Here is an 18,874-nt window from a genome sequence, read left to right as displayed (position 1 = left end):
ATGATGAATACCGAAAAGGAAATCCTGATCATCGACGACGACAGCCGGAATATCTTCGCGCTCAGCGCGGTACTGAAAGCTAAAAAGTACACTTGTCTTTCCGCGTCAAGTGCAGTAAAAGGACTGAAGTTGTTGGAGAAAAACAAAAATATCGGAGCCGTACTCATGGACATGATGATGCCAGAAATGGATGGGTATGAAGCCATTGGCAAAATGAAAAACGACAGCGCCCTGCAGAACATCCCAGTGATTGCCATTACAGCCCAGGCCATGACGGGGGACAGAGAAAAATGTCTGGAAGCTGGTGCAGACGGATATATCAGCAAACCGGTGAATGTGGATGAATTGCTTGTTTTACTTAATAAATTAATTGGTTAGTTTTGAAATCATCCGAGCATAACGACGAACTGATAGAAATTCTGCTTTCCGATGTACTGGAAGTCTATGGCTACGATTTTACGGGCTATTCCCGCGCTTCGCTGAAACGCAGAATCCTGCGGCTTTATGAAATGGACAAATTCGTGAGTTTCGCCGAATACCGGTACAAAATAAGAAACGAACCCGGGTATTTTAAACGGTTTCTGGAGGAAATCACGATCAATGTCACCGAAATGTTTCGCGATCCGGCATTCTATAAAACCTTAAGAGACGAAATCCTGCCACGACTCGGCACTTATCCATTTATCCGCATATGGGTCGCTGGCTGCAGCACGGGTGAAGAAGTCTATTCCGTTGCTATTTTTTTAAAGGAACTTAATCTCCTGCAGAAATCCCTGATTTATGCAACCGACATCAACAGCGAGGTCGTGGGCAATGCCAGACAGGCGATGATTCCGCTCAATAAATTAAAATTGTATACCGAAAATTATATCGCCGCAGGCGGAACTGAAAACTTTATTGACTACTATACTGCAAATTATTCTCTCGGTAAACTGAATGATGAACTGAAATCAAAAATTATTTTTTCAACCCATAACCTCGTGACCGACAATTCCTTTAATGAATTCCAGCTCATCCTTTGCCGCAATGTTCTCATTTATTTCGACCGGCCGCTGCAGAATAAGGTTTTCGAACTCTTTAACAACAGTCTGGAAAAATTTGGTTATCTGGCGCTGGGCACAAAGGAAACACTGGATTTCTCCAGCGTGGCGAAGAACTTTGAAAGGTTGAAAGGTGAAAAAATTTGGCGCAAAATCCATGAATAATGAAACACTGTGAAGCATTACTCATTGGCGGATCTGCCGGCAGCCTGGAGGTACTCCTGAAACTACTCCCGGGACTGAAGCCCGCACTGCCTTTTCCCATTATCCTGGTGCTCCACCGCAAACCCGGAAAAGACGATATTTTAACCAATCTGCTCGCCGCCAGAACTAAAATGACGGTAAAAGAAGTTGAGGAAAAAGAAAAAATGTTGCCTGCAACCCTGTATATTGCGCCACCCAATTACCATTTGCTCATCGAAAACGATCACACTTTTTCGCTGGATGCCTCAGAGAAAGTCAATTTTTCCCGTCCGTCTATTGATGTAACATTTGAAAGTGCTGCCGAAGTTTTTGGTGAAAACCTTGCCTGTCTGCTGCTTTCGGGAGCCAACAGCGACGGAACCGCAGGGTTACAGGCGATTAAAAAATATGGGGGAACCGTCCTCGTTCAGAATCCAACTTCCGCGGTGGTAACTTATATGCCGCAATCTGCGCTCGATCACGTAAATGTTGATGCGGTGCTGTACCCCACGGAAATGGCCAATTATATAAATAAAATGGCGTAATGCCAAAAGTGATATGAAAAAGAAAGTGTTTATTTTTGATGATAATGTCGAAATTTTGGAACTTTGTACCGAAATTCTTCAGGACATAGGCTGCGAAGTAAGAACGTCGCCAACTACCAACAGCGTGGTGCAGCAGGTTACTGATTATATGCCCGACCTGATTTTTATGGACAACTGGTTGCCTGATATCAGCGGAATTGAAGCGACTAAACTGCTTAAAACAGATCCCAAACTGCGAAACATTCCGGTAATCTATTTTTCTGCAAACAGCAATATTAGCAAACTTGCCACGGAAGCCGGCGCAGATGATTTCCTTGCAAAACCTTTTGACGTTTATCTCTTTGAAAAAACAGTAAAAAAATACACCGAATAATTGAAAATGCTATTGTACAAATTAAGTTTGATGTCTTCCGATTAAAAAAAATATCGCCTTAAATAGCGATATTTTTTTATTTAATCTTTTTCCAGCCAAAAGCGCCAGGGCTTCAACCGCCATTCTTCTTCTGCATAATCAATTCCCACGCGCGGTCCGCTTTTAATAGTTCCCGATATTTTAGAATCTTCCAGCCACAGCCTTTCCGAAATGCCTAGATCTTCTCCGTAAAAGCTACGATCCAGTTCCAAGAGGTTCCCCAACCGTCCCGGTCCGCTTACGGTCTTCAGTCCACGGATAAGCACGGCTTCCGGCGTATGCGCTCTTCCGGTGACGATATTCAGCAGCCAATATTTTCCGTAAATCAGATAAACATAGACGTGACCGCCCTCGCCGAACATCAGATCAGTCCGTGGCGTGCGGCCTTTGCTGGCGTGACTTGCTTCATCATCGGTTCCGAAATAGGCTTCGGTTTCCGTTATTTTGCTGCGGATTTCCCGGCCATCGGGGAATTGGCGTACCAAAGTTTTTCCCAAAAGCTCGCGCGCAAGCTCCGGAGCATTTTTCTCCTGAAAATAGGATTTGCAAAGTCGTGCTGGCATTTTAAAGAATTTTTACCCGCTCAAATTAACATAAAAAAAAGCTCCTGAAAGAAGCTTTTTTTATTTTTTATCGGATGAGTTTGATGTTCATTGCCGACAGTCCTTTGGGCGATTTTTCAATCTCGAAAGACACTTTATTGCCTTTCTTAATCATCTCTTCGCAGTTATTGCTGTGAAAGAATATATTTTCCTTCGATTTATCTTCGGTGATGAAACCGTAACCCTTTTCGCTGAAAAAAGTAACGATACCTGATTTAATAGGATTTTCAGCTTCAATCGGCGCCGCGCCAAGCTGAATGTTTCCTAAATCAAAATCTTCATCATTTCTTTTATCCGGAGGCGTGCTAGTGAACTGACCGTTGGCATCCACGTACATAATCATGTCGTCCAGGCTTTTTCCTTTGTCGTTGCTGTCCTTCCGCTCCTCACGGCGAGCAGCTTTTTCTTTTTGTTTCTGAAGTTTTTTCTTAAAGTTTTCTTTTTTGGAGAAAGAATCCGCCATATAATTTTTGGTGTTTTTAGATTAAGTGATAAGGTACAAAATTACTTAATACAAAACAATTAAACCGCTAAAATTTCAATTTTAACTAAAGAATATTTTACTGTCTTAAAAAAAATCCCGCACAAAACATCATTTTTTTCGATTTTAATTTTTGTTGTTCTAAAAAATTCCGTGCTAAAACCGCATTTTTTTCCATTTTAAACTTTTGAACTTCTAAACAATTTGCTGCTAAAAAGGCCAAAATTTTCGATTTAGCTTTTGATATTTAAAAATTTTTTATTTCAAAATTTCTACCTTTACAATAGCACTTCTTCATTTTTACCATAAAATTCTTGCCTTATGGATCAAAATTCTCCTGCTTCAAAAAACCTCGATTTCAAAAACAAAGTCTGGATCGCCGCCGGAATTCTTTTGCTTTTTGTGGTAATCGCCTATCTTTTCAGCACGCTTTTAAATCTGCTTTTACTGGTTCTTGCCGGCGCTTTAATCAGTATTTATTTTCACGCCTTCGCAGGTTTAATTACCGAAAAACTGAAAATCGGTTCACCTTACGCGCTTATCGTTTCAATTGTGCTGAATCTCATTATTATCGGCGCGTTTTTTTGGTTCGTCGGTGCACGCTTAAATTCTCAGGTTGATGAACTTTCACAAAAACTGCCGCAAACGATCAACAATGCCAAAACCTGGCTTTCCGAAAGACCTTTGGGCGAAAAAATTCTTAATTATTCTACCAAGTCTCTGAATTCCGGCAAAGCAACTTCCGCTTTGAAATCCTTTTTCTCTTCAACTTTCGGAATTTTAAGTGATATTTATATCGTGCTTTTGCTTGCCATATTTTTCACCGCAGGTCCCAGTGTTTACCGTCGCGGCATCATTCACCTCGTACCGTCGAAAGGAAAAAAAACCGCCGAAAATCTTTATGACGAAATTCACCGCGTGCTGAAAAACTGGATTAAAGGTGAAATCTTCGGCTTTTTTTTCATCGCCGTTCTTTCCGGTTTGGGACTTTGGATTCTCGGTATGCCTCTGATTCTTACCTTAGCTTTAATCGCCGGTTTGCTCAATTTCATCCCGAATTTCGGACCGCTCATTGCGCTCGTTCCAGCAGTTTTACTGGGCTTGATGCAAGGTCCAAACACCGCGCTGCTTGTGCTCGGCCTGTATACTTTTATCCAAATTGTTCAAAGCACCGTCACTCAACCTTTAATTCAGAAAAAAATGGTCAGCGTTCCACCTGCTTTGCTCATTTTTGGTCAGGTCGCGATGGGTTTGATCGCCGGTTTTTGGGGCGTTTTGCTTGCCACGCCGGTTGTTGCCATCATCATGACGGTCGTCAATAAATTATACGTAGAAAAACAGCAAGCTGAAAATGAAAAAAATGCCGGTTAAACGGCAAATTTTTCTAAAACGGCAAATCGATATTTTCCGGTAAAATGAAATCTTTGGTGTATGGATTTTCCAGAAAACTCATCGGCGGTTTTTGGAACTGAATAATATCTTCGCGCTGAATGCCGTACACCGACCAATAATTCGCAAGTAGCTGCGCAAAAATATCTTCATCCCAAAATCCGAAAACCGGCCGGTTCGCGTTAGCTTCAATCGGAAGTGCTTCAATCGTAATTCCGTTTATATTTTTTTTAATATCATATTCCGCTTTATACTGCAAAATATAATCGGAATAGTGGAAACGCGCGAAAAGCTCCTCAAACTGCACCGGATGCAAAACGTGACCTTTCATTTTTTCCAGAATTTCCTGCTGTTTATTGCCGATCACGCCGTTGTCCTGCAAACATGCGATAAATCCAAAACCATTGATGCCGAACTGGAAAAGCAAATTAATGGTATCGTCGCGGTAACTGATGATGTCCGCGGAATATTTCAGCGGAAAAACTACAATTGTCCAGGGTTTTCTGCCCACGAAAGTTATAGGTTCCACGATGGACTGCATCATCAGATGGAAGTTCCCAAACCTTTCGCGCAGCGATGAGGAAAGGTCAAAATTTTCTCCTTTTTTCATCAGTCGTGTGGTTTCGTAGCGCATTTCATAGTACAACATTCCGTACACCATGCGTCCGGCCCAAAGGAAAATCAGCTGCTCGTCCAGCGTCGCCATTCCTTCGTAGCCTTTTTTATAAGCGGTCTGGATTTGTTCTTCCAAAGCTTCGAAAGCTTTTTTCACGCGCGGTGAACACGGCAGCTGCAAATCTTTGTACTGATACGATTTCGATTTGTCCATCATTTCAATCCGGTCATTGGCAAAATCAAAATGATTCAGCAGCCACTCCGGATAAACCGACATTTTTTCGGTCGTCAGGTCACCGGTGAGGAAACAGAACTGGTCATTGAAAATCATTTCCTGAAACGGATTGAAAAGTGCTTCGCGCATGGATAAAAATTTTGGCAAATATAACCATTAAAGCGCGGTTTTTTGCCGAAACGGCACGGTAAAATCGATGAGAAATGTTAGGTTTTGAGAAAAGCAGACTTTAGAAATTTTGAAAAATTAGCCCTTAAAGCAGCTAAAAAATTTGAATTAAATCCGGTAACTTTAAGCTTTAAAACACAAAAAATGGAAACTCAATTAAACCGTTTCGTCGAGGCGCAGAAAAATTCTTTCGAAGATGCTTTGCAGGAACTGAAAAACGGTAAAAAAACTACGCACTGGATGTGGTATATTTTTCCGCAGATTAAAGGTTTGGGAAGATCTGCCATCGCGCGCGAATTTGAAATTCAGGATTTAGCGGAAGCTGAAGCGTATTTGACCCACGAAGTTTTAGGTGAAAGGCTGTTGCGGTTAACAAAAATTTTGGTTGATGACGTACACGGAAAATCGGCGGAGCAGATTTTTGGCTATCCGGATTTTCTGAAATTTAAATCATGTCTCACCTTGTTTAATTTCATGGTCGAAGAAAATCCAAAAAAGTTTTCCGAGGGAAAATACCGCATTTTCAGCAAAGCGCTCGGGAAATATTACGATGGTAAAAAAGACGAAAATACACTGAATATTTTGGCTTAAAACGTTCGGAAAAAACCGAAAAATTTGCCCTTTTAACGACTAATTTTTCTGAAGTTCTAAACGCGTAAAACACCGCGAAAGCCGCGAGAAGCGTAATAAGATTCTGCGCCGTTGTGGTAAATGAAAACCGTGTCATAGCGACAATCACCGAAAATAGCACCACCAAGTTTACGGATGTTTTCCGGAGTTTTCAACCAGCTTGAAGTTTTCGTGTCGAACTTTCCCAGAGTTTGCAGAAAATGATATTCTTCTTCGGTCAGCAGTTCAATTCCCATTAATTTTGCCGCTTCTTCGGCATTATTTTTCGGTTTGTTTTCTTTGCGTTTTTCCAGCGCCGCTTTGTCGTAGCAAAAACTTCGTCTGCCCGCGGGACTTTCCGGAGCACAATCGAAAAAGAGAAATTTATTGCTTTTTTCATCAAAACCCACTACATCCGGTTCGCCGCCGCTGGCTTCCATAAGCTGTAAAGAGTTTAATTTTTCGGCGTTATTCTGCAGTTTTTTTTCAATTTCGCTCCAGCTTAAATTTTCGTGCCGCTGCATATTTTGGTCGAAACGTTTTTTTAAAATCTTTAGCAAAGCGTCATTAGTCTCGGTATTTTTCATGGCAATGAATTTGAAGTTAAAGATAATATTTTTTGAAATTGAAGAAAATATGATCATAAAGCAGATAATTTTTCAATTTAAATTTTCCGATATTTAATGAACGAAAAATCATTTAGCAGATTTTCTTATTTAATTTGTGTGTCAAAATACATTCTTAAAGAAGATAATTGATACCACAAACCGGCTTTTTTTAGCCACGCTTTTGAAATTCGAGCCCATAAATTTGCAAACCATAAAATACTCTGATGATGAGCAGTCCATTGAAAACACTTTTAGTTCCTACGGATTTTTCCGCGAAAGCAGAAAACGCTGTGCGTTTGGCGACGGAAATGGCAATGCGCCACGGTTCGAAAATAATTATTCTGCATGTCGTACACACTTATTATTTAATGGATCGCGGCGGAAAGCAGGTAATAGGTTCCGAAATTGTGCAGCAATCGCTTGACGTGGCGCAGCTTAAACTTAATGAGATCCGCGGAGCGCTTCAGCAGAATTTCAATATCGAAATCGAAATTAAGCTAAGCACGCAAGGTCTTACTGCCAGCATTAATGAACTGATTCGGGAAGAAAGTGTGGATTTAGTTGTTCTTGGAACCTCGGGAAAACAGGATGTGAAAAGCTTTATTTTAGGTTCCAATTCGTACAATATCCTGCAGTACGCGGCAACTTCGGTGCTTTTGGTTCCAGAGACTTTTACAAAAAAAACGCATTTCAAGAAAATCCTTTTGCCGGTTCGTGTAGAAAATGATTTAGCTGAAAAAGCAAAAATTTCCCTTGTTTTGGCCGAAAAAAATGAAGGTGGAATTAACTTATTAGGTGTTGCAGATGCTGAGCGGCTTGCTATGATTAAAAAATCTTACGCTGAAATGCGGAAAGTAATGCAGACGAAAGGGGCTGATTATGTTTCGGAGTTCAAACTGTGCGCGGATAATGCCGACGAAATTGTAGAAACCGCACAGCGCGAAGAAAGCGATATTATCGTATTGGCGGATCAGGACGAAAATTCCTGGAAATCTTTTATGGCTGAAAATTTCTTTAAAAAAATGATTAACGGCACCGATGTCCCGCTTTTTATTGTGAAGACAAAAGGTGAACGAATTAGCGAAGAGCCGCTTACAGGTTTCGACGTGACTTTGCCGTTTCCCGGATAAAAATTAAAATAATGATTAAAATAAATATTTATACCCACGAAAATATAGCAGACGAACACACAAAAGAAGATATTATAGATTTTCTGGTGGAAAGTCTGGAGCAATACGGCGATCCGAAAGCCGAAATAGAAAAAGCGGTGAATTACGCTTTTGGAATTGATAATAAACCCGGCGGTGTGGTGCTGAGTGCTTTTAATACCGTGACACAACGCATTGCAGGCGCCGTGGTGGTGAACAAAACCGGCATGCAAGGTTATATTCCGGAAAATATTCTGGTATATATAGCTACCGACAAATCAATGCGCGGTCAGGGGCTTGGCAAAAGACTGATGCAGACCGCAATAGAAGTTTCCGAAGGCGATATGGCGCTTCACTGTGAACCGGATAATCCGGCAAAATTCCTTTACCAAAACCTTGGTTTTACAAGCAAATATCTCGAAATGAGATTAAAAAAATAAGATGTCATATATTACTTTACATGCTACAAAATTGCGTCATAATTTCAAAGTTCTGGATCAACTTTTCCGCGAACACGAAATCGAGTGGGCGATTGTAGCAAAACTGCTGTGTGGCAACGAAAAATTCCTGGAAGTTTTGCTCAATATCAGCAACACCGAGATTTGCGATTCGCGGCTAAGCAATCTGAAAACCATCAAAAAACTTTCACCAAAAACGCAGACGATTTACATTAAACCTCCTGCAAAACGTTTGGCAAAAAGCATTGTGCAGTTTGCTGATGTAAGTTTCAATACCGAGCTTGCGACGCTGGAAGTGCTTTCCGCGGAAGCCGTAAAACAGCAGAAAACCCACAAAGTGGTGCTCATGGTCGAAATGGGCGAGCTGCGTGAGGGAATTATGGCGCGCAACCTGATGTCTTTCTACGACGACGTTTTGGCGCTGCCGAATATTGAAGTCGTTGGTCTGGGAACCAATTTGAATTGCCTGAACGGCATCTTACCAGACGAGAAGAAATTGTCCAAGCTCAACCGTTTCAAAGAAATCGTGGAAGAACATTCCGGTGAGAAAATTCCGTACATTTCCGGTGGTTCTTCGGTGACAATTCCACTTATTTTTACCAATGAAGTTCCGTTTGGAATCAATCATTTCCGGGTTGGTGAAACTTTGTTTTTTGGTACGAATGTCTATCAGGATTCCCTGCTCAGCGGAATGTACCACGATGTTTTCACGCTGACCGCTGAAATTATCGAAATGCAGCAAAAACCAACGATTCCGTCCGGAACCCCCGGGACAAATTTAACCGGCGAAACACCTGTTTTTTCCGAAAATGAAAAAGGAAAACTTTCGCTGCGCGCCATTGTTGATGTCGGTTTGCTGGATATTGATCATAAAGATATTCAGGCTTTAAATTCCGATATCGAAATTATTGGCGCGAGTTCGGATATGCTGATTTTAGATTTAGGTGAAAATTCTGAAAATCTGGAGGTTGGCGACACCATCGATTTCAGCATGAATTATATGGCGGTTTTGCGCGCCATGAATTCCGATTACGTAGACAAAAAGGTGAAAACTGAAGTTGTTCACCTTGGCGGTAGTTCAGATCATTATTTATGTTTGAACTAAATCATAGAATTTAGGTGTTTTAAGGCCGAATTTTTTCATTAAAATGGTTTGTTTTACCTTTGTTTGGTTAGTAATATGTTCTACCAATGGCGAAAACAAAAATCAATTCTGTTACCATCAATTCATTAAAGAAAACAAATTCGCTGGAAGGTGAATTCATATTTCTAAACGGAAAAGAACTGGGTGAAATATTTTCCCGCAGTGATGCCTTCAAGAGTAAATTTTACACATTGATGACGGTGGAAAGCGGTGCGGGAAAACTTCTCATCGACCATGAAATTTACGACCTGAAAAAAAGCCGTGTTTTTTTCGTGGATTACAATCAGGTTTTCCGGTTTTCGGAAGTCGAAAATTTTGCCGGTGAAGCGGTACTTTTTACGCGTTCTTTTTACAACCTGATTTACACAGGAAATCGGAAAATTAAAAATGATACGGCTTTTTCGGATTTACCGCCGATGATGGATTTTTCTAAAAGTGGCTTCATTAATTTCCGCCACGGCATTTCAGATATAAAAAAAGAATTCGAGTCAGCGGCGCTTTTGAACAAAGAAATCATCTGCCTGATGCTGAAAGTTTCGATGTTAAAATTCATCCGGAAAACCAATAATGCCGATTATATTAAATTTAAGACAAACCGGAAAAATTCGCATATAGAGCAGTTTAAAAATCTTATTGAACTTCATTTTAAAGATTTAAAAAGAACCTCAGATTATGCCAAATATTTGGCTATTTCTGCAAATTATCTCAATGCTTTGGTGAAAGAAAAACTCGATGTTTCAGCGGAGAATTTAATTCAAAACCGCGTGATTCTGGAGGCGGAACGATTGTTGTTAAACACCGATCTTTCAGTAACTGAAATTTCTTTTGAGCTGGGCTTTTCCGACAAATCGCATTTCGGAAAATATTTCAAGAAAATTGCCGGTGAAAGCCCTAATATTTTCCGGAAAAAATTTCAGAACCAACATATAAATTCCGAAAGGTAGAAAGCTATTTTGACAAAATCTGCCCGAATAGCGGCGAATTTTAAATAAAAAAGCGAAACACAAATATTGTATATCGCTTTTATTTATTGAAAGGTGGTAATCTATTTCTTCGGAATATTTGCTAAAATTTCCTGCAAAAAGCCCCAGAATTTCTGTAAAGACGGGATGTTTGCTTTTTCATCCGGCGAGTGTGCGCCGCGGATGGTCGGGCCGAAACTTACCATTTCCATTTCGGGATAATTGGCGCCGATAATGCCGCATTCCAAACCGGCGTGGCAAGCAACGACAGCTGGTTTTGCACCGAAATCTTTTTCGTATATTTTTTCCATAATCTGCACGATTTCAGAACCTGGTTTTGGTTTCCAGCCTGGATAAGAACCGCTGAATTCCACCTCCATTCCGGCAAGTTCGTAGACAGATTTTAGCTGCTCTGCGACCGAATTTTTCGAAGATTCTACAGATGAGCGGGAAAGATTTAAAATTTTCAAAGCACCGTTCTGCAGTTCCACACGCGCAATATTGTTTGAAGATTCCACCAAATCTTTCACATCCGGCGACATTCTGTAAACGCCGTTGTGTGCTGATTTTAAAGCTAAAATAATGTTTTTTGAATCTTTTTCCGAAATGGCTTTTTCTTCGCTGGAAAAATTTTCGATGTTGATCTGCAAATCTTTTTCAATTTCCGCAAATTCTTCCAGGATTTCCTGCTTTAAAATACTTGTGTTTTCAATGAATTCAACCGCGTTTCGCACCGATAAAACGGCATTTCCTTCCCGCGGAATTGCATTACGCAAACCACCGCTGTCAATGGAAATCAGCTGAATATTTTGGTTGTAAAGTCCGGTGTACAATAGTCTGCCCAAAAGCACGTTGGAATTTCCGAAACCTTTGTGAATATCCATTCCCGAGTGACCACCCTGCAAGCCCTGAACGGTAATTTTTACAATTTGTCCTTTGGCGTCTTCCAGATTATAATTTTGTGAGGCTGTAACATCAATTCCACCCGCGCAGCCGATATCGATTTCATCATCTTCTTCGGTATCCAAATTCAGCAAAATTTCGCCGTGAAGCTGACCGGGTTTTAAACCTTTTGCTCCGGTCATTCCGGTTTCTTCATCGATGGTGAAAAGTGCTTCAAGAGCCGGATGCGGAATATTATCGCTTTCCAGGATACTCATGATCGAGGCGACGCCCAAACCGTTATCCGCACCTAAAGTAGTGCCTTTAGCTTTTACCCAATCGCCCGAAACTTCCATTTGAATTCCTTCACTTTCAAAATCGAAGTTTACGTCGTTATTTTTCTGGCAAACCATATCCAGATGCGACTGCAGTACAATTGGCTTGCGGTCTTCCATGCCGGCGGTTGCAGGTTTTTTGATAATGACATTTCCGACTTCATCAACGGTAGTTTCCAGATTGAGTTTTTCGCCGAAATTTTTTATAAATTCAATTACTTTTTCTTCTTTTTTTGAAGGACGCGGCACCGAATTTAAAGCTGCAAAATTCTTCCAGACGATCTGCGGTTCGAGTTGTGATAATTCCATTTTAAAAATTTGTTTAGCTCAAAATTACGAATAAAAAAGCGCTTCCGGAATATCCAGAAGCGCTTCGCAGCAGATTTTGTGACTATTTTAACAGCCGCATTCACCGTAAATTGGTGTCACGGTTTTTTCACCTTTTTTATTTTCAACCGTCATGGTGCCTTCAAACATCATCACTTCGTCAAATTCTTTGATTTTTTTACCCTTAATGGTGATCGTAAATTCATCGTTTTTTATGGATTTATTGAAATTTTCCGGATCGAAATCACCTTCTTTCATGGGAATTTTTATGGTTTTTCCATCGAGTTTTAAATATGCATTATTGCCGTAATCATCAATGTATATGAATTTTTCATCCTGAAAATCTTCTTTATTGGTGCTGAAATAGCAGGAACAACCCGAAACTTCCGCCGGAAAGCCGAAGGCTTCTACTTTAATTTGCGCCGGAACTTCCGCTTGATTTGAGTTTACAGAATCCTGGATTACTACCGTGGAATCTGAAATTTTACCGGTATTTTCGGCCATTTTTTCGTCTTTGGAACAGGAAAATAAAAATGCAAAAGCTGCGAGAAACAATAATTTTTTCATTAAATATATTTTTTATTAAAATTTATCCGCGGTCGCGTTCCAGCAAAACCATCATTAATAGTGATAAAACCACCAATGATTCTTCGGAATCCGCAATGTCATTCAAACGGTCGAGCTGAAATCGTCTGCCTACAAGCGACGGCATTTTTTTCAGCTTAAAAACATCATTATTTTCCACATCTTTCACGGTATAAGCCGGATTTAAAAAATAACCCGAAAACATTCCTACCAAAGGAATTTCACTGATCAATCCGTCGAGAATTTTAACCCACGCATTGTCTTCGCTGACGGTAAATCTCATATTGTCATTTTCGTCGAGAATTTCATAATGCGATTTCCAGAGCGAGCGCATTCCTTTTCGTGCAAGGCGCCCGAAATTTTGCTGTGACGCGGCATCTTTGATGGAATAGCTTGCGTTAAAATCCAGCCAGCGGTCGGCTTTAATCCGGAAAAGTTCGCGCGTTTTTGTTTCATCATTGAAAACCAGCACATCTTCTTTTAATTTAAACATTTTTTGCCGCACGTATGCCACATAATTTCCGTTTTTGTCGGTGATGTTGAAGTCGCTGGAAAGCGTGGTGATTTTAAATTTAAAATCGAGTGGATAGTTCAGGTTATTAAGCGTCATCAGAATTTTTTTTAAAGATAATAAAATAGGAGAGACTTGGTAATTGCGGGATTTAATTTTATTTTTGTGCAATGGATTATCCGAGTAAAGTTTTAGCCAAAGCCGTTGAAGAAATTTCAGGTTTGCCGGGCATTGGTAAAAAATCTGCTTTGCGGTTAGCGCTTCATCTTTTGAAGCAGCCGACGAGCCAAGCGGTGGCCTTGGGCGATTCACTAAAAAAACTTGTTACCGAAATCCAGTATTGCCGCCAATGTCATAATTTTTCGGATTCTGAAGTCTGTGAAATCTGTGCCGATCCGAAACGTGCAGAAGAAGTAATTTGCGTAGTAGAAGACGTTCGCGATGTGATGGCTATTGAAAACACAGGGAAATTTCGTGGAAAATACCTGGTTTTAGGCGGTAAAATTTCACCGATGGAAGGCATTGGACCGGGCAAACTCAATATTTCTTCGATTGAAAAAAGACTTGAAGAAGGAATTGTTAAGGAACTTATTTTTGCGCTGAGCGCCACGATGGAAGGCGATACGACCGCGTATTTTATCTACAAAAAGTTTAAAAACAGCAACGTGAAATTTTCCACAATTGCGCGCGGAATTTCCGTTGGCGATGAACTGGAATATGCTGATGAAATTTCACTCGGACGTTCCATCCAAAACCGTTTGCCTTACAATGAGAAGGATTAACAGCGCGGATTTCAGATTATTTACTATCTTCATTGCTGTTTAATTTTTTACCCTTGATTTCAGTCATCATTCCGCTTTACAATGCTGAAAATAGTATTGAAAAAACTTTAGATTCCATCAAAAATCAAACATGGAAAGGTGAGTTTGAAATATTTGTGGTGAATGACGGTTCCACGGACGCAAGTGCCGCGGTGGTGGAAAATTATATGAAGCAAAGTCCGCTGAAAATCACTTTACTCAATCAGGAAAATTTGGGTGTTTCAGTAGCCAGAAATGTTGCCATGCAGTTAGCGACAGGAGAATATATCGCGCTTTTAGATGCTGATGACGAATGGCTGCCAGAGAAAACCGAGAGGCAGATGGACGTTCTCGAAGACAGAAATCTGGATGTGGACTTTCTGGGTTGTTTGAGAAAAAATCAAAAAATTTTATGGCCGTTTTGGGTGGGAGAAAATAATCTTGCAAAAGTTACTTTTAGAAAGTTGATGCTTCGGAATGAAGTTCAACCTTCGACCGTAATCTTCAAAAAAGAGATTTTAAAAAAAACCGGCTTTTTTGGCAAAAATTTCCGATTTGCTGAAGACCTGAATTTTTGGTTAAAAATTTCTCTGCATTGCAAAATGTATATTTTAAATGAAGAATTGATTTTGGCGGGTGATGGAAAACGCAGTTTCGGTGTTTCTGGTTTATCTGCAAATTTGCTTGAAATGGAAAAAGGTTTTCAGAGAAATCTAAAGGAGCTTTTATCATTGAAAAAGATTGGTTTTGCGGAATATGTCGCTTATTTCATTTTTTATAAAATGAAATTTTTAGTCCGAATAGCCCGGAATTTTTATTTTAATAAGCAAGGCCGATGAAATTATCAATACTAATTGTAAACTATAACGTCACCGATTTGCTGCGAAACTGTCTTGTTTCGCTGCAAAAATATATTAAAGGTGTTGATTATGAGGTAATTGTAATTGATAACTGTTCTACGGATTCGTCGTGGAAAAATTTAATTTATGAATTTCCCGATTTTCATTTTCTTACTTCCGACCAAAATTGCGGTTTTGCAAAAGCAAATAACCAAGCAGCAAAAATCGCGCGTGGAGAATATATTTTGCTTTTAAATCCGGACACGGAACTGGAGGATTTTTCGATGAAAGATCTGATGGATTTCGCGGATTCAACACAGAATTTTGGCTGTCTCGGCGTTCGCATGCACGATGCAGCCGGAAATTTTTTACCTGAAAGCAAACGTTCGGTTCCAAATTTATTCAGCTCTTTTCGCAAGCTTTATCTGAATTTTAAAAACGAAAAAACCAAGTCATATTACCGGAATGATATCGGTGAATTTGAGGTTGCGGAAGTAGAAATACTTACCGGCGCTTTTTTACTTGCTAAACGGGCAGTTTTTTTGGAAATTGGTGGTCTGGATGAAAAATATTTCATGTACGGCGAAGACATCGACTTCTGTTTCACTTTGTTACGCGCAGATTACAGCAATTGGTATTACGGAAAAACTTCCATTTTACATCACAAAGGTCAAAGCACTACCAAAGATTTAGATTATTTAAAACGTTTTTACGGTGCGATGCAGATTTTTATTGATAAATATTATAAAGACCAAAAACCGCTACAGCACCGCATTCTTTCCGCCGGTTTGCAGGTTCGGCATACCCTGGAAAAGCAGCGGATAAAATAAAAGAGATGCAAAATAATTGCATCTCTTTCGGTATTAAATAAATAATTTTTACTAGTTGGATGGTGCCGGTGTAGCTGGCAACGTCGCTGGGTTGTTGGTGCCTGGTGCAGTTTGCGGTGCCGGAACTTCAGTACGAACCGGAGCATTTTGTACAGTTGTTGGGTTTGCGGTAAGAATTACGCTTAACAGAATTAAAAATACAATACCGCCGCCTAACCACCATGTTGCTTTTTCCATGAAATCATTGGTACGCTGAACACCGAACTGCGCCGCAGACGTTCCGCCGAAGGTTCCGGAAAGGCCGCCACCTTTCGGGTTTTGTGCCATAACAATAATGATTAGTAAGATACTTAAAATCATGATCAGGATCATGAATAAGGTAAATATTGTGTTCATCTTTAATTTAAAGTTTTCGAAGGGCAAATATAATCATATTTTTTAATTATTTAAGGAAAAGATTTGTGCTAAATCAGAAATATATCTAAGCAGTTGTTCAGCTTTAAATATTGAAAAAGTTCGGCTATAAAAACGGTAATTTTTTGCCGTTTTAAGGCGGAAAATTTTTTCTTTATAATGTAACAATAATTTTTTATGTTTGTATTAATGAAAAATTTCCTGAACAGTACGATCAGTCCAGAATCCATCATTTCTCTTTTCAGTCAGGCACCTGTAGGACTTGCCCTGTTAATGGGCAAAGACTTCGTAATAGAGAATGCCAACACTCAGATTTTGCAATTCTGGCAGAAAGATTCCACTGTGATCGGATTGCCGATTTTGGAAGCACTGCCGGAAATTACAAACCAGGAATTCCCGAAAATTCTTAAAAAAGTTTATAAAACGGGCGTTACTTATAATGGTTCCAAAACCAAAGCGTACCTGGAGCGGGACGGCGTTTTGCAGCCATTTTATTTTGATTTCATCTACGCACCAATTTTTTCCGGTGATGAAATTTCGGGAATTTCCGTTGTCGCAATTGATGTGACGGATAAGGTTTTGAGCGAAAAGAAATTACAGGAAAATGAAATGCTTTTCAAAGAACTCATGGAAATTTCCGAATATTCCAACGCTTTATATAAAGGAGAAGATTTGGTAATTGAGTTCGCTAACGATCAGATGATTAAAACCTGGGGCAAAACAAGAGCTGTAATTGGTAAAAAATTAGAAGAAGCTGTTCCGGAATTAGACGGTCAGCCTTTTATCGATATTCTGCGCAATATTTTCCGTACAGGTGAACCGTACATGGCGACAGAAGATGCTGTAGATTTGGAGGTTGATGGAAAGCTTCAGCGTTTTTACTATAGTTTTTCCTATCGGCCGCTTCGTGATTCCAGCGGAAAAATTTACGCCATCTGGAACAGTGCTATGGATGTTACAGAATTGGTGCAATCCCGCATTAAAGCTCAGAACACAGAACAGGAATACAGAGATTTGGCCGAAGCAATGCCACATATCGTATGGACCACCGACCTGGAGAATAAACTGGTTTACTACAATAAAAATTTAATCAACTTTTTAAATTTAAAGGAAGACGAGATCGATTCGTTTGATTTTTCTGCGGTTATTCACCCCGAAGATTTAATTAAATTTAAAGATGTTTGGGAAAAATCCACCATGGAGCATAAATTCTTCGAAATGGAATTTCGCCTTTACAGCCCGGAAAAAAATGATTTTGTGTGGTTTTTAAACCGCGCTACGCCTGTATTGGATGAGAACGGAAATCTGCGACAGTGGATTGGCACCAGTACGAATATCGATGAGTTTAAAACGCTTTCAGCACAAAAAGATACATTTCTCGGGATTGCAAGCCACGAGCTGAAAACACCATTGACCTCGCTGAAATTATATGCGCAGGTTTTGGAACGAATGTTGCGAAAAACCGGCGACGAAAAGAACGCGGAATTTGCAAAAAAAATGGACGTTCAGATCGTAAAATTAACTTCCCTGATCGGTGATTTATTAGACGTAACCAAAATAAATTCAGGAAAAATTTATTTGAATGAAGATGTTTTCGACTTTGAAAAGCTCGTCATAGAAGTGATTGAGGAGCAACAAATGTCTACAGCATATAAAATTGATCTGCATACCAAACCGGTAGGTATGGTTTTTGCCGACAGGGATCGAATAGGTCAGGTCATTACCAATCTCATCTCCAATGCCATAAAATATTCGCCTAAAGCGGATACCATTATGGTCACTGTTACAGACACCGATAATTATGTGGAATTGTCTGTGCAGGATTTCGGGATCGGGATGGCTGAAGATAAAAAAAACAGGGTTTTCGAACAGTATTATCGCGTAAGCGGCGACGAACAAAGTACATTTCCGGGTTTAGGTCTCGGTTTGTACATTTCTTCGCAGATTGTTGAAAGATCACACGGTAAAATTTCTGTAAAGAGTGTTTTAAACCACGGATCAACTTTCTGTTTTTCTCTACCTAAAGTTAATAGTTAAGCGTAAAAAATGAATTCTAAAAAAATAGTAATTATCGACGATGATGTTGCCATTCTGGATTCTTTAGGAACAATGTTGGATTTTGAAGGTTTTGAAGTAAACACCTTCGAAAGAGGTTCCGAAATTTTCGGATTAGTAGAACAATCGTACGAACCAAATATCATTCTGTTAGATATGTGGCTTTCCGGCGAAGATGGCCGGGATATCTGTAAAAAATTAAAGGAAAACGAACGAACTAAAAATATACCTGTGGTAATAATGTCCGCAAGCCGCGGTCTGGAACATACTGCTCTTGAATCTGGCGCCAACGCATTCATTGCGAAGCCATTCGAGATTGATGATATTATTAATGCGGTGCAGCAACTGGCATCATAAGACAAAAAAAAGACAACCTGTAAAGATTGTCTTATTTTATGTTCTGATCTAATTCTTAAATTCTCTGTAAGTCGAAATTAAATCCACGCGAAAAATTCAGCTGAAAGTTAGAATCCAAACGGTATTTTAATTTATTAGAAATTTGTGCGATGTAACTCATATTATCGTAGGAATCAATAGATTTCGCCTGCGAGATTTGCTCCTGGTTGTTAATTTTAATTCCCGCTTCGTCACATTTTATAAATTCCAGTCCGTATTTATGATACAGGACTTCCAGAAATTTAAGGTCTTCAAGAGATAATATATTTTCTGACATAGTGGTAAATTTTTGTGTTTTGTA

At 39.7% G+C, this 18,874-nt stretch carries 24 protein-coding genes; 15 read left to right on the top strand and 9 right to left on the bottom strand.

Features of this window, described 5'->3' with window-relative positions; genetic code table 11:
* From OA84_RS09135 to OA84_RS09120, 4 genes are read left to right on the top strand one after another with little or no spacing between them, the layout of a single operon-like run.
* Complete coding sequence (locus tag OA84_RS09135; RefSeq protein ID WP_316930500.1) at nucleotides 1-378, top strand: response regulator; 378 nt, start codon at nucleotides 1-3, stop codon at nucleotides 376-378.
* Nucleotides 379-380: 2 nt separating this feature from the next.
* Nucleotides 381-1,205, top strand: a complete 825-nt coding sequence (locus OA84_RS09130) for a CheR family methyltransferase (RefSeq protein WP_039345069.1) — start codon at nucleotides 381-383, stop codon at nucleotides 1,203-1,205.
* Nucleotides 1,205-1,768: a chemotaxis protein CheB gene (locus OA84_RS09125; protein WP_185093406.1), complete on the top strand. Its 564-nt coding sequence runs from the start codon at nucleotides 1,205-1,207 to the stop codon at nucleotides 1,766-1,768. Before OA84_RS09130 ends, OA84_RS09125 begins: the two co-directional genes overlap by 1 nt.
* 13 nt (nucleotides 1,769-1,781) lie before the next feature.
* Nucleotides 1,782-2,141, top strand: a complete 360-nt coding sequence (locus OA84_RS09120; RefSeq protein WP_039345063.1) for a response regulator — start codon at nucleotides 1,782-1,784, stop codon at nucleotides 2,139-2,141.
* Between the two features lie 80 nt (nucleotides 2,142-2,221).
* On the opposite strand, the gene OA84_RS09115 is transcribed toward OA84_RS09120, so the two are convergent.
* Entirely contained in the window at nucleotides 2,222-2,743 is a 522-nt protein-coding gene (locus OA84_RS09115) for a DNA-3-methyladenine glycosylase (protein WP_039345061.1), read from the bottom strand.
* 67 nt (nucleotides 2,744-2,810) lie between these two features.
* Entirely contained in the window at nucleotides 2,811-3,245 is a 435-nt protein-coding gene (locus OA84_RS09110) for a cold-shock protein (protein WP_039345058.1), read from the bottom strand.
* 339 nt (nucleotides 3,246-3,584) lie between these two features.
* On the opposite strand from OA84_RS09110, the gene OA84_RS09105 reads away from it, so the two are divergent.
* A complete protein-coding gene (locus OA84_RS09105) occupies nucleotides 3,585-4,634 on the top strand; it encodes an AI-2E family transporter (protein ID WP_039345055.1) in 1,050 nt (349 codons plus the stop codon).
* A gap of 13 nt (nucleotides 4,635-4,647) precedes the next feature.
* Here OA84_RS09105 and OA84_RS09100 read toward each other — a convergent pair whose 3' ends face one another.
* The gene (locus OA84_RS09100; RefSeq protein ID WP_039345052.1) at nucleotides 4,648-5,631 is read right to left on the bottom strand and encodes a hypothetical protein; all 984 of its coding nucleotides are present in this window, start codon (nucleotides 5,629-5,631) and stop codon (nucleotides 4,648-4,650) included.
* A gap of 183 nt (nucleotides 5,632-5,814) precedes the next feature.
* On the opposite strand from OA84_RS09100, the gene OA84_RS09095 reads away from it, so the two are divergent.
* Complete coding sequence (locus OA84_RS09095; RefSeq protein ID WP_039345982.1) at nucleotides 5,815-6,261, top strand: DUF1810 domain-containing protein; 447 nt, start codon at nucleotides 5,815-5,817, stop codon at nucleotides 6,259-6,261.
* A gap of 56 nt (nucleotides 6,262-6,317) precedes the next feature.
* On the opposite strand, the gene OA84_RS09090 is transcribed toward OA84_RS09095, so the two are convergent.
* Entirely contained in the window at nucleotides 6,318-6,866 is a 549-nt protein-coding gene (locus OA84_RS09090; protein ID WP_039345049.1) for a DUF4256 domain-containing protein, read from the bottom strand.
* Between the two features lie 245 nt (nucleotides 6,867-7,111).
* On the opposite strand from OA84_RS09090, the gene OA84_RS09085 reads away from it, so the two are divergent.
* The 4 genes from OA84_RS09085 (at nucleotide 7,112) to OA84_RS09070 (ending at nucleotide 10,581) form a co-directional block, all read left to right on the top strand.
* Nucleotides 7,112-8,017, top strand: a complete 906-nt coding sequence (locus OA84_RS09085; RefSeq protein ID WP_039345046.1) for a universal stress protein — start codon at nucleotides 7,112-7,114, stop codon at nucleotides 8,015-8,017.
* 11 nt (nucleotides 8,018-8,028) lie between these two features.
* Nucleotides 8,029-8,475: a GNAT family N-acetyltransferase gene (locus tag OA84_RS09080; RefSeq protein WP_039345042.1), complete on the top strand. Its 447-nt coding sequence runs from the start codon at nucleotides 8,029-8,031 to the stop codon at nucleotides 8,473-8,475.
* Between the two features lies 1 nt (nucleotide 8,476).
* A complete protein-coding gene (locus tag OA84_RS09075) occupies nucleotides 8,477-9,598 on the top strand; it encodes an alanine racemase (protein WP_052252164.1) in 1,122 nt (373 codons plus the stop codon).
* A gap of 86 nt (nucleotides 9,599-9,684) precedes the next feature.
* Nucleotides 9,685-10,581: an AraC family transcriptional regulator gene (locus OA84_RS09070; protein ID WP_039345039.1), complete on the top strand. Its 897-nt coding sequence runs from the start codon at nucleotides 9,685-9,687 to the stop codon at nucleotides 10,579-10,581.
* Nucleotides 10,582-10,682: 101 nt separating this feature from the next.
* Here the strand turns inward: OA84_RS09070 and OA84_RS09065 are convergent, their stop codons facing one another.
* The 3 genes from OA84_RS09065 to OA84_RS09055 form a co-directional block, all read right to left on the bottom strand.
* Entirely contained in the window at nucleotides 10,683-12,125 is a 1,443-nt protein-coding gene (locus tag OA84_RS09065) for an aminoacyl-histidine dipeptidase (protein WP_039345036.1), read from the bottom strand.
* A gap of 87 nt (nucleotides 12,126-12,212) precedes the next feature.
* Nucleotides 12,213-12,710, bottom strand: a complete 498-nt coding sequence (locus OA84_RS09060) for a hypothetical protein (RefSeq protein ID WP_039345033.1) — start codon at nucleotides 12,708-12,710, stop codon at nucleotides 12,213-12,215.
* 22 nt (nucleotides 12,711-12,732) lie between these two features.
* Nucleotides 12,733-13,338 (bottom strand): LURP-one-related/scramblase family protein, encoded by a 606-nt coding sequence (locus OA84_RS09055; RefSeq protein ID WP_039345977.1) that lies wholly within the window; start codon nucleotides 13,336-13,338, stop codon nucleotides 12,733-12,735.
* A 71-nt stretch (nucleotides 13,339-13,409) separates the two neighbouring features.
* Between OA84_RS09055 and recR the strand changes: the two genes are divergently transcribed.
* Genes recR through OA84_RS09040 form a run of 3 tightly spaced genes read left to right on the top strand, consistent with a single transcriptional unit; the run spans nucleotide 13,410 to nucleotide 15,708 of the window.
* Nucleotides 13,410-14,021 carry a recombination mediator RecR gene (recR, locus tag OA84_RS09050; protein WP_039345030.1) on the top strand — a complete coding sequence of 204 codons (612 nt, stop codon included), beginning with the start codon at nucleotides 13,410-13,412 and terminating at the stop codon, nucleotides 14,019-14,021.
* A gap of 53 nt (nucleotides 14,022-14,074) precedes the next feature.
* A complete protein-coding gene (locus OA84_RS09045) occupies nucleotides 14,075-14,878 on the top strand; it encodes a glycosyltransferase family 2 protein (protein WP_052252163.1) in 804 nt (267 codons plus the stop codon).
* Nucleotides 14,875-15,708, top strand: a complete 834-nt coding sequence (locus tag OA84_RS09040) for a glycosyltransferase family 2 protein (RefSeq protein ID WP_039345027.1) — start codon at nucleotides 14,875-14,877, stop codon at nucleotides 15,706-15,708. Before OA84_RS09045 ends, OA84_RS09040 begins: the two co-directional genes overlap by 4 nt.
* 51 nt (nucleotides 15,709-15,759) lie before the next feature.
* Here OA84_RS09040 and secG read toward each other — a convergent pair whose 3' ends face one another.
* Nucleotides 15,760-16,104, bottom strand: a complete 345-nt coding sequence (gene secG, locus OA84_RS09035; RefSeq protein WP_039345024.1) for a preprotein translocase subunit SecG — start codon at nucleotides 16,102-16,104, stop codon at nucleotides 15,760-15,762.
* A 195-nt stretch (nucleotides 16,105-16,299) separates the two neighbouring features.
* Here secG and OA84_RS11250 point away from each other — a divergent pair, with 195 nt between their 5' ends.
* Nucleotides 16,300-18,159 carry a PAS domain-containing sensor histidine kinase gene (locus OA84_RS11250; RefSeq protein ID WP_084060897.1) on the top strand — a complete coding sequence of 620 codons (1,860 nt, stop codon included), beginning with the start codon at nucleotides 16,300-16,302 and terminating at the stop codon, nucleotides 18,157-18,159.
* A 9-nt stretch (nucleotides 18,160-18,168) separates the two neighbouring features.
* Nucleotides 18,169-18,534 carry a response regulator gene (locus tag OA84_RS09025; RefSeq protein WP_039345022.1) on the top strand — a complete coding sequence of 122 codons (366 nt, stop codon included), beginning with the start codon at nucleotides 18,169-18,171 and terminating at the stop codon, nucleotides 18,532-18,534.
* 55 nt (nucleotides 18,535-18,589) lie between these two features.
* On the opposite strand, the gene OA84_RS09020 is transcribed toward OA84_RS09025, so the two are convergent.
* A complete protein-coding gene (locus tag OA84_RS09020; protein ID WP_039345020.1) occupies nucleotides 18,590-18,850 on the bottom strand; it encodes a hypothetical protein in 261 nt (86 codons plus the stop codon).
* Nucleotides 18,851-18,874 lie beyond the last annotated feature (24 nt).

Source organism: Kaistella solincola, assembly GCF_000812875.1.
Taxonomy (GTDB): Bacteria; Bacteroidota; Bacteroidia; order Flavobacteriales; family Weeksellaceae; genus Kaistella; species Kaistella solincola.
This window is presented reverse-complemented; position numbering and strand designations above follow the sequence as displayed.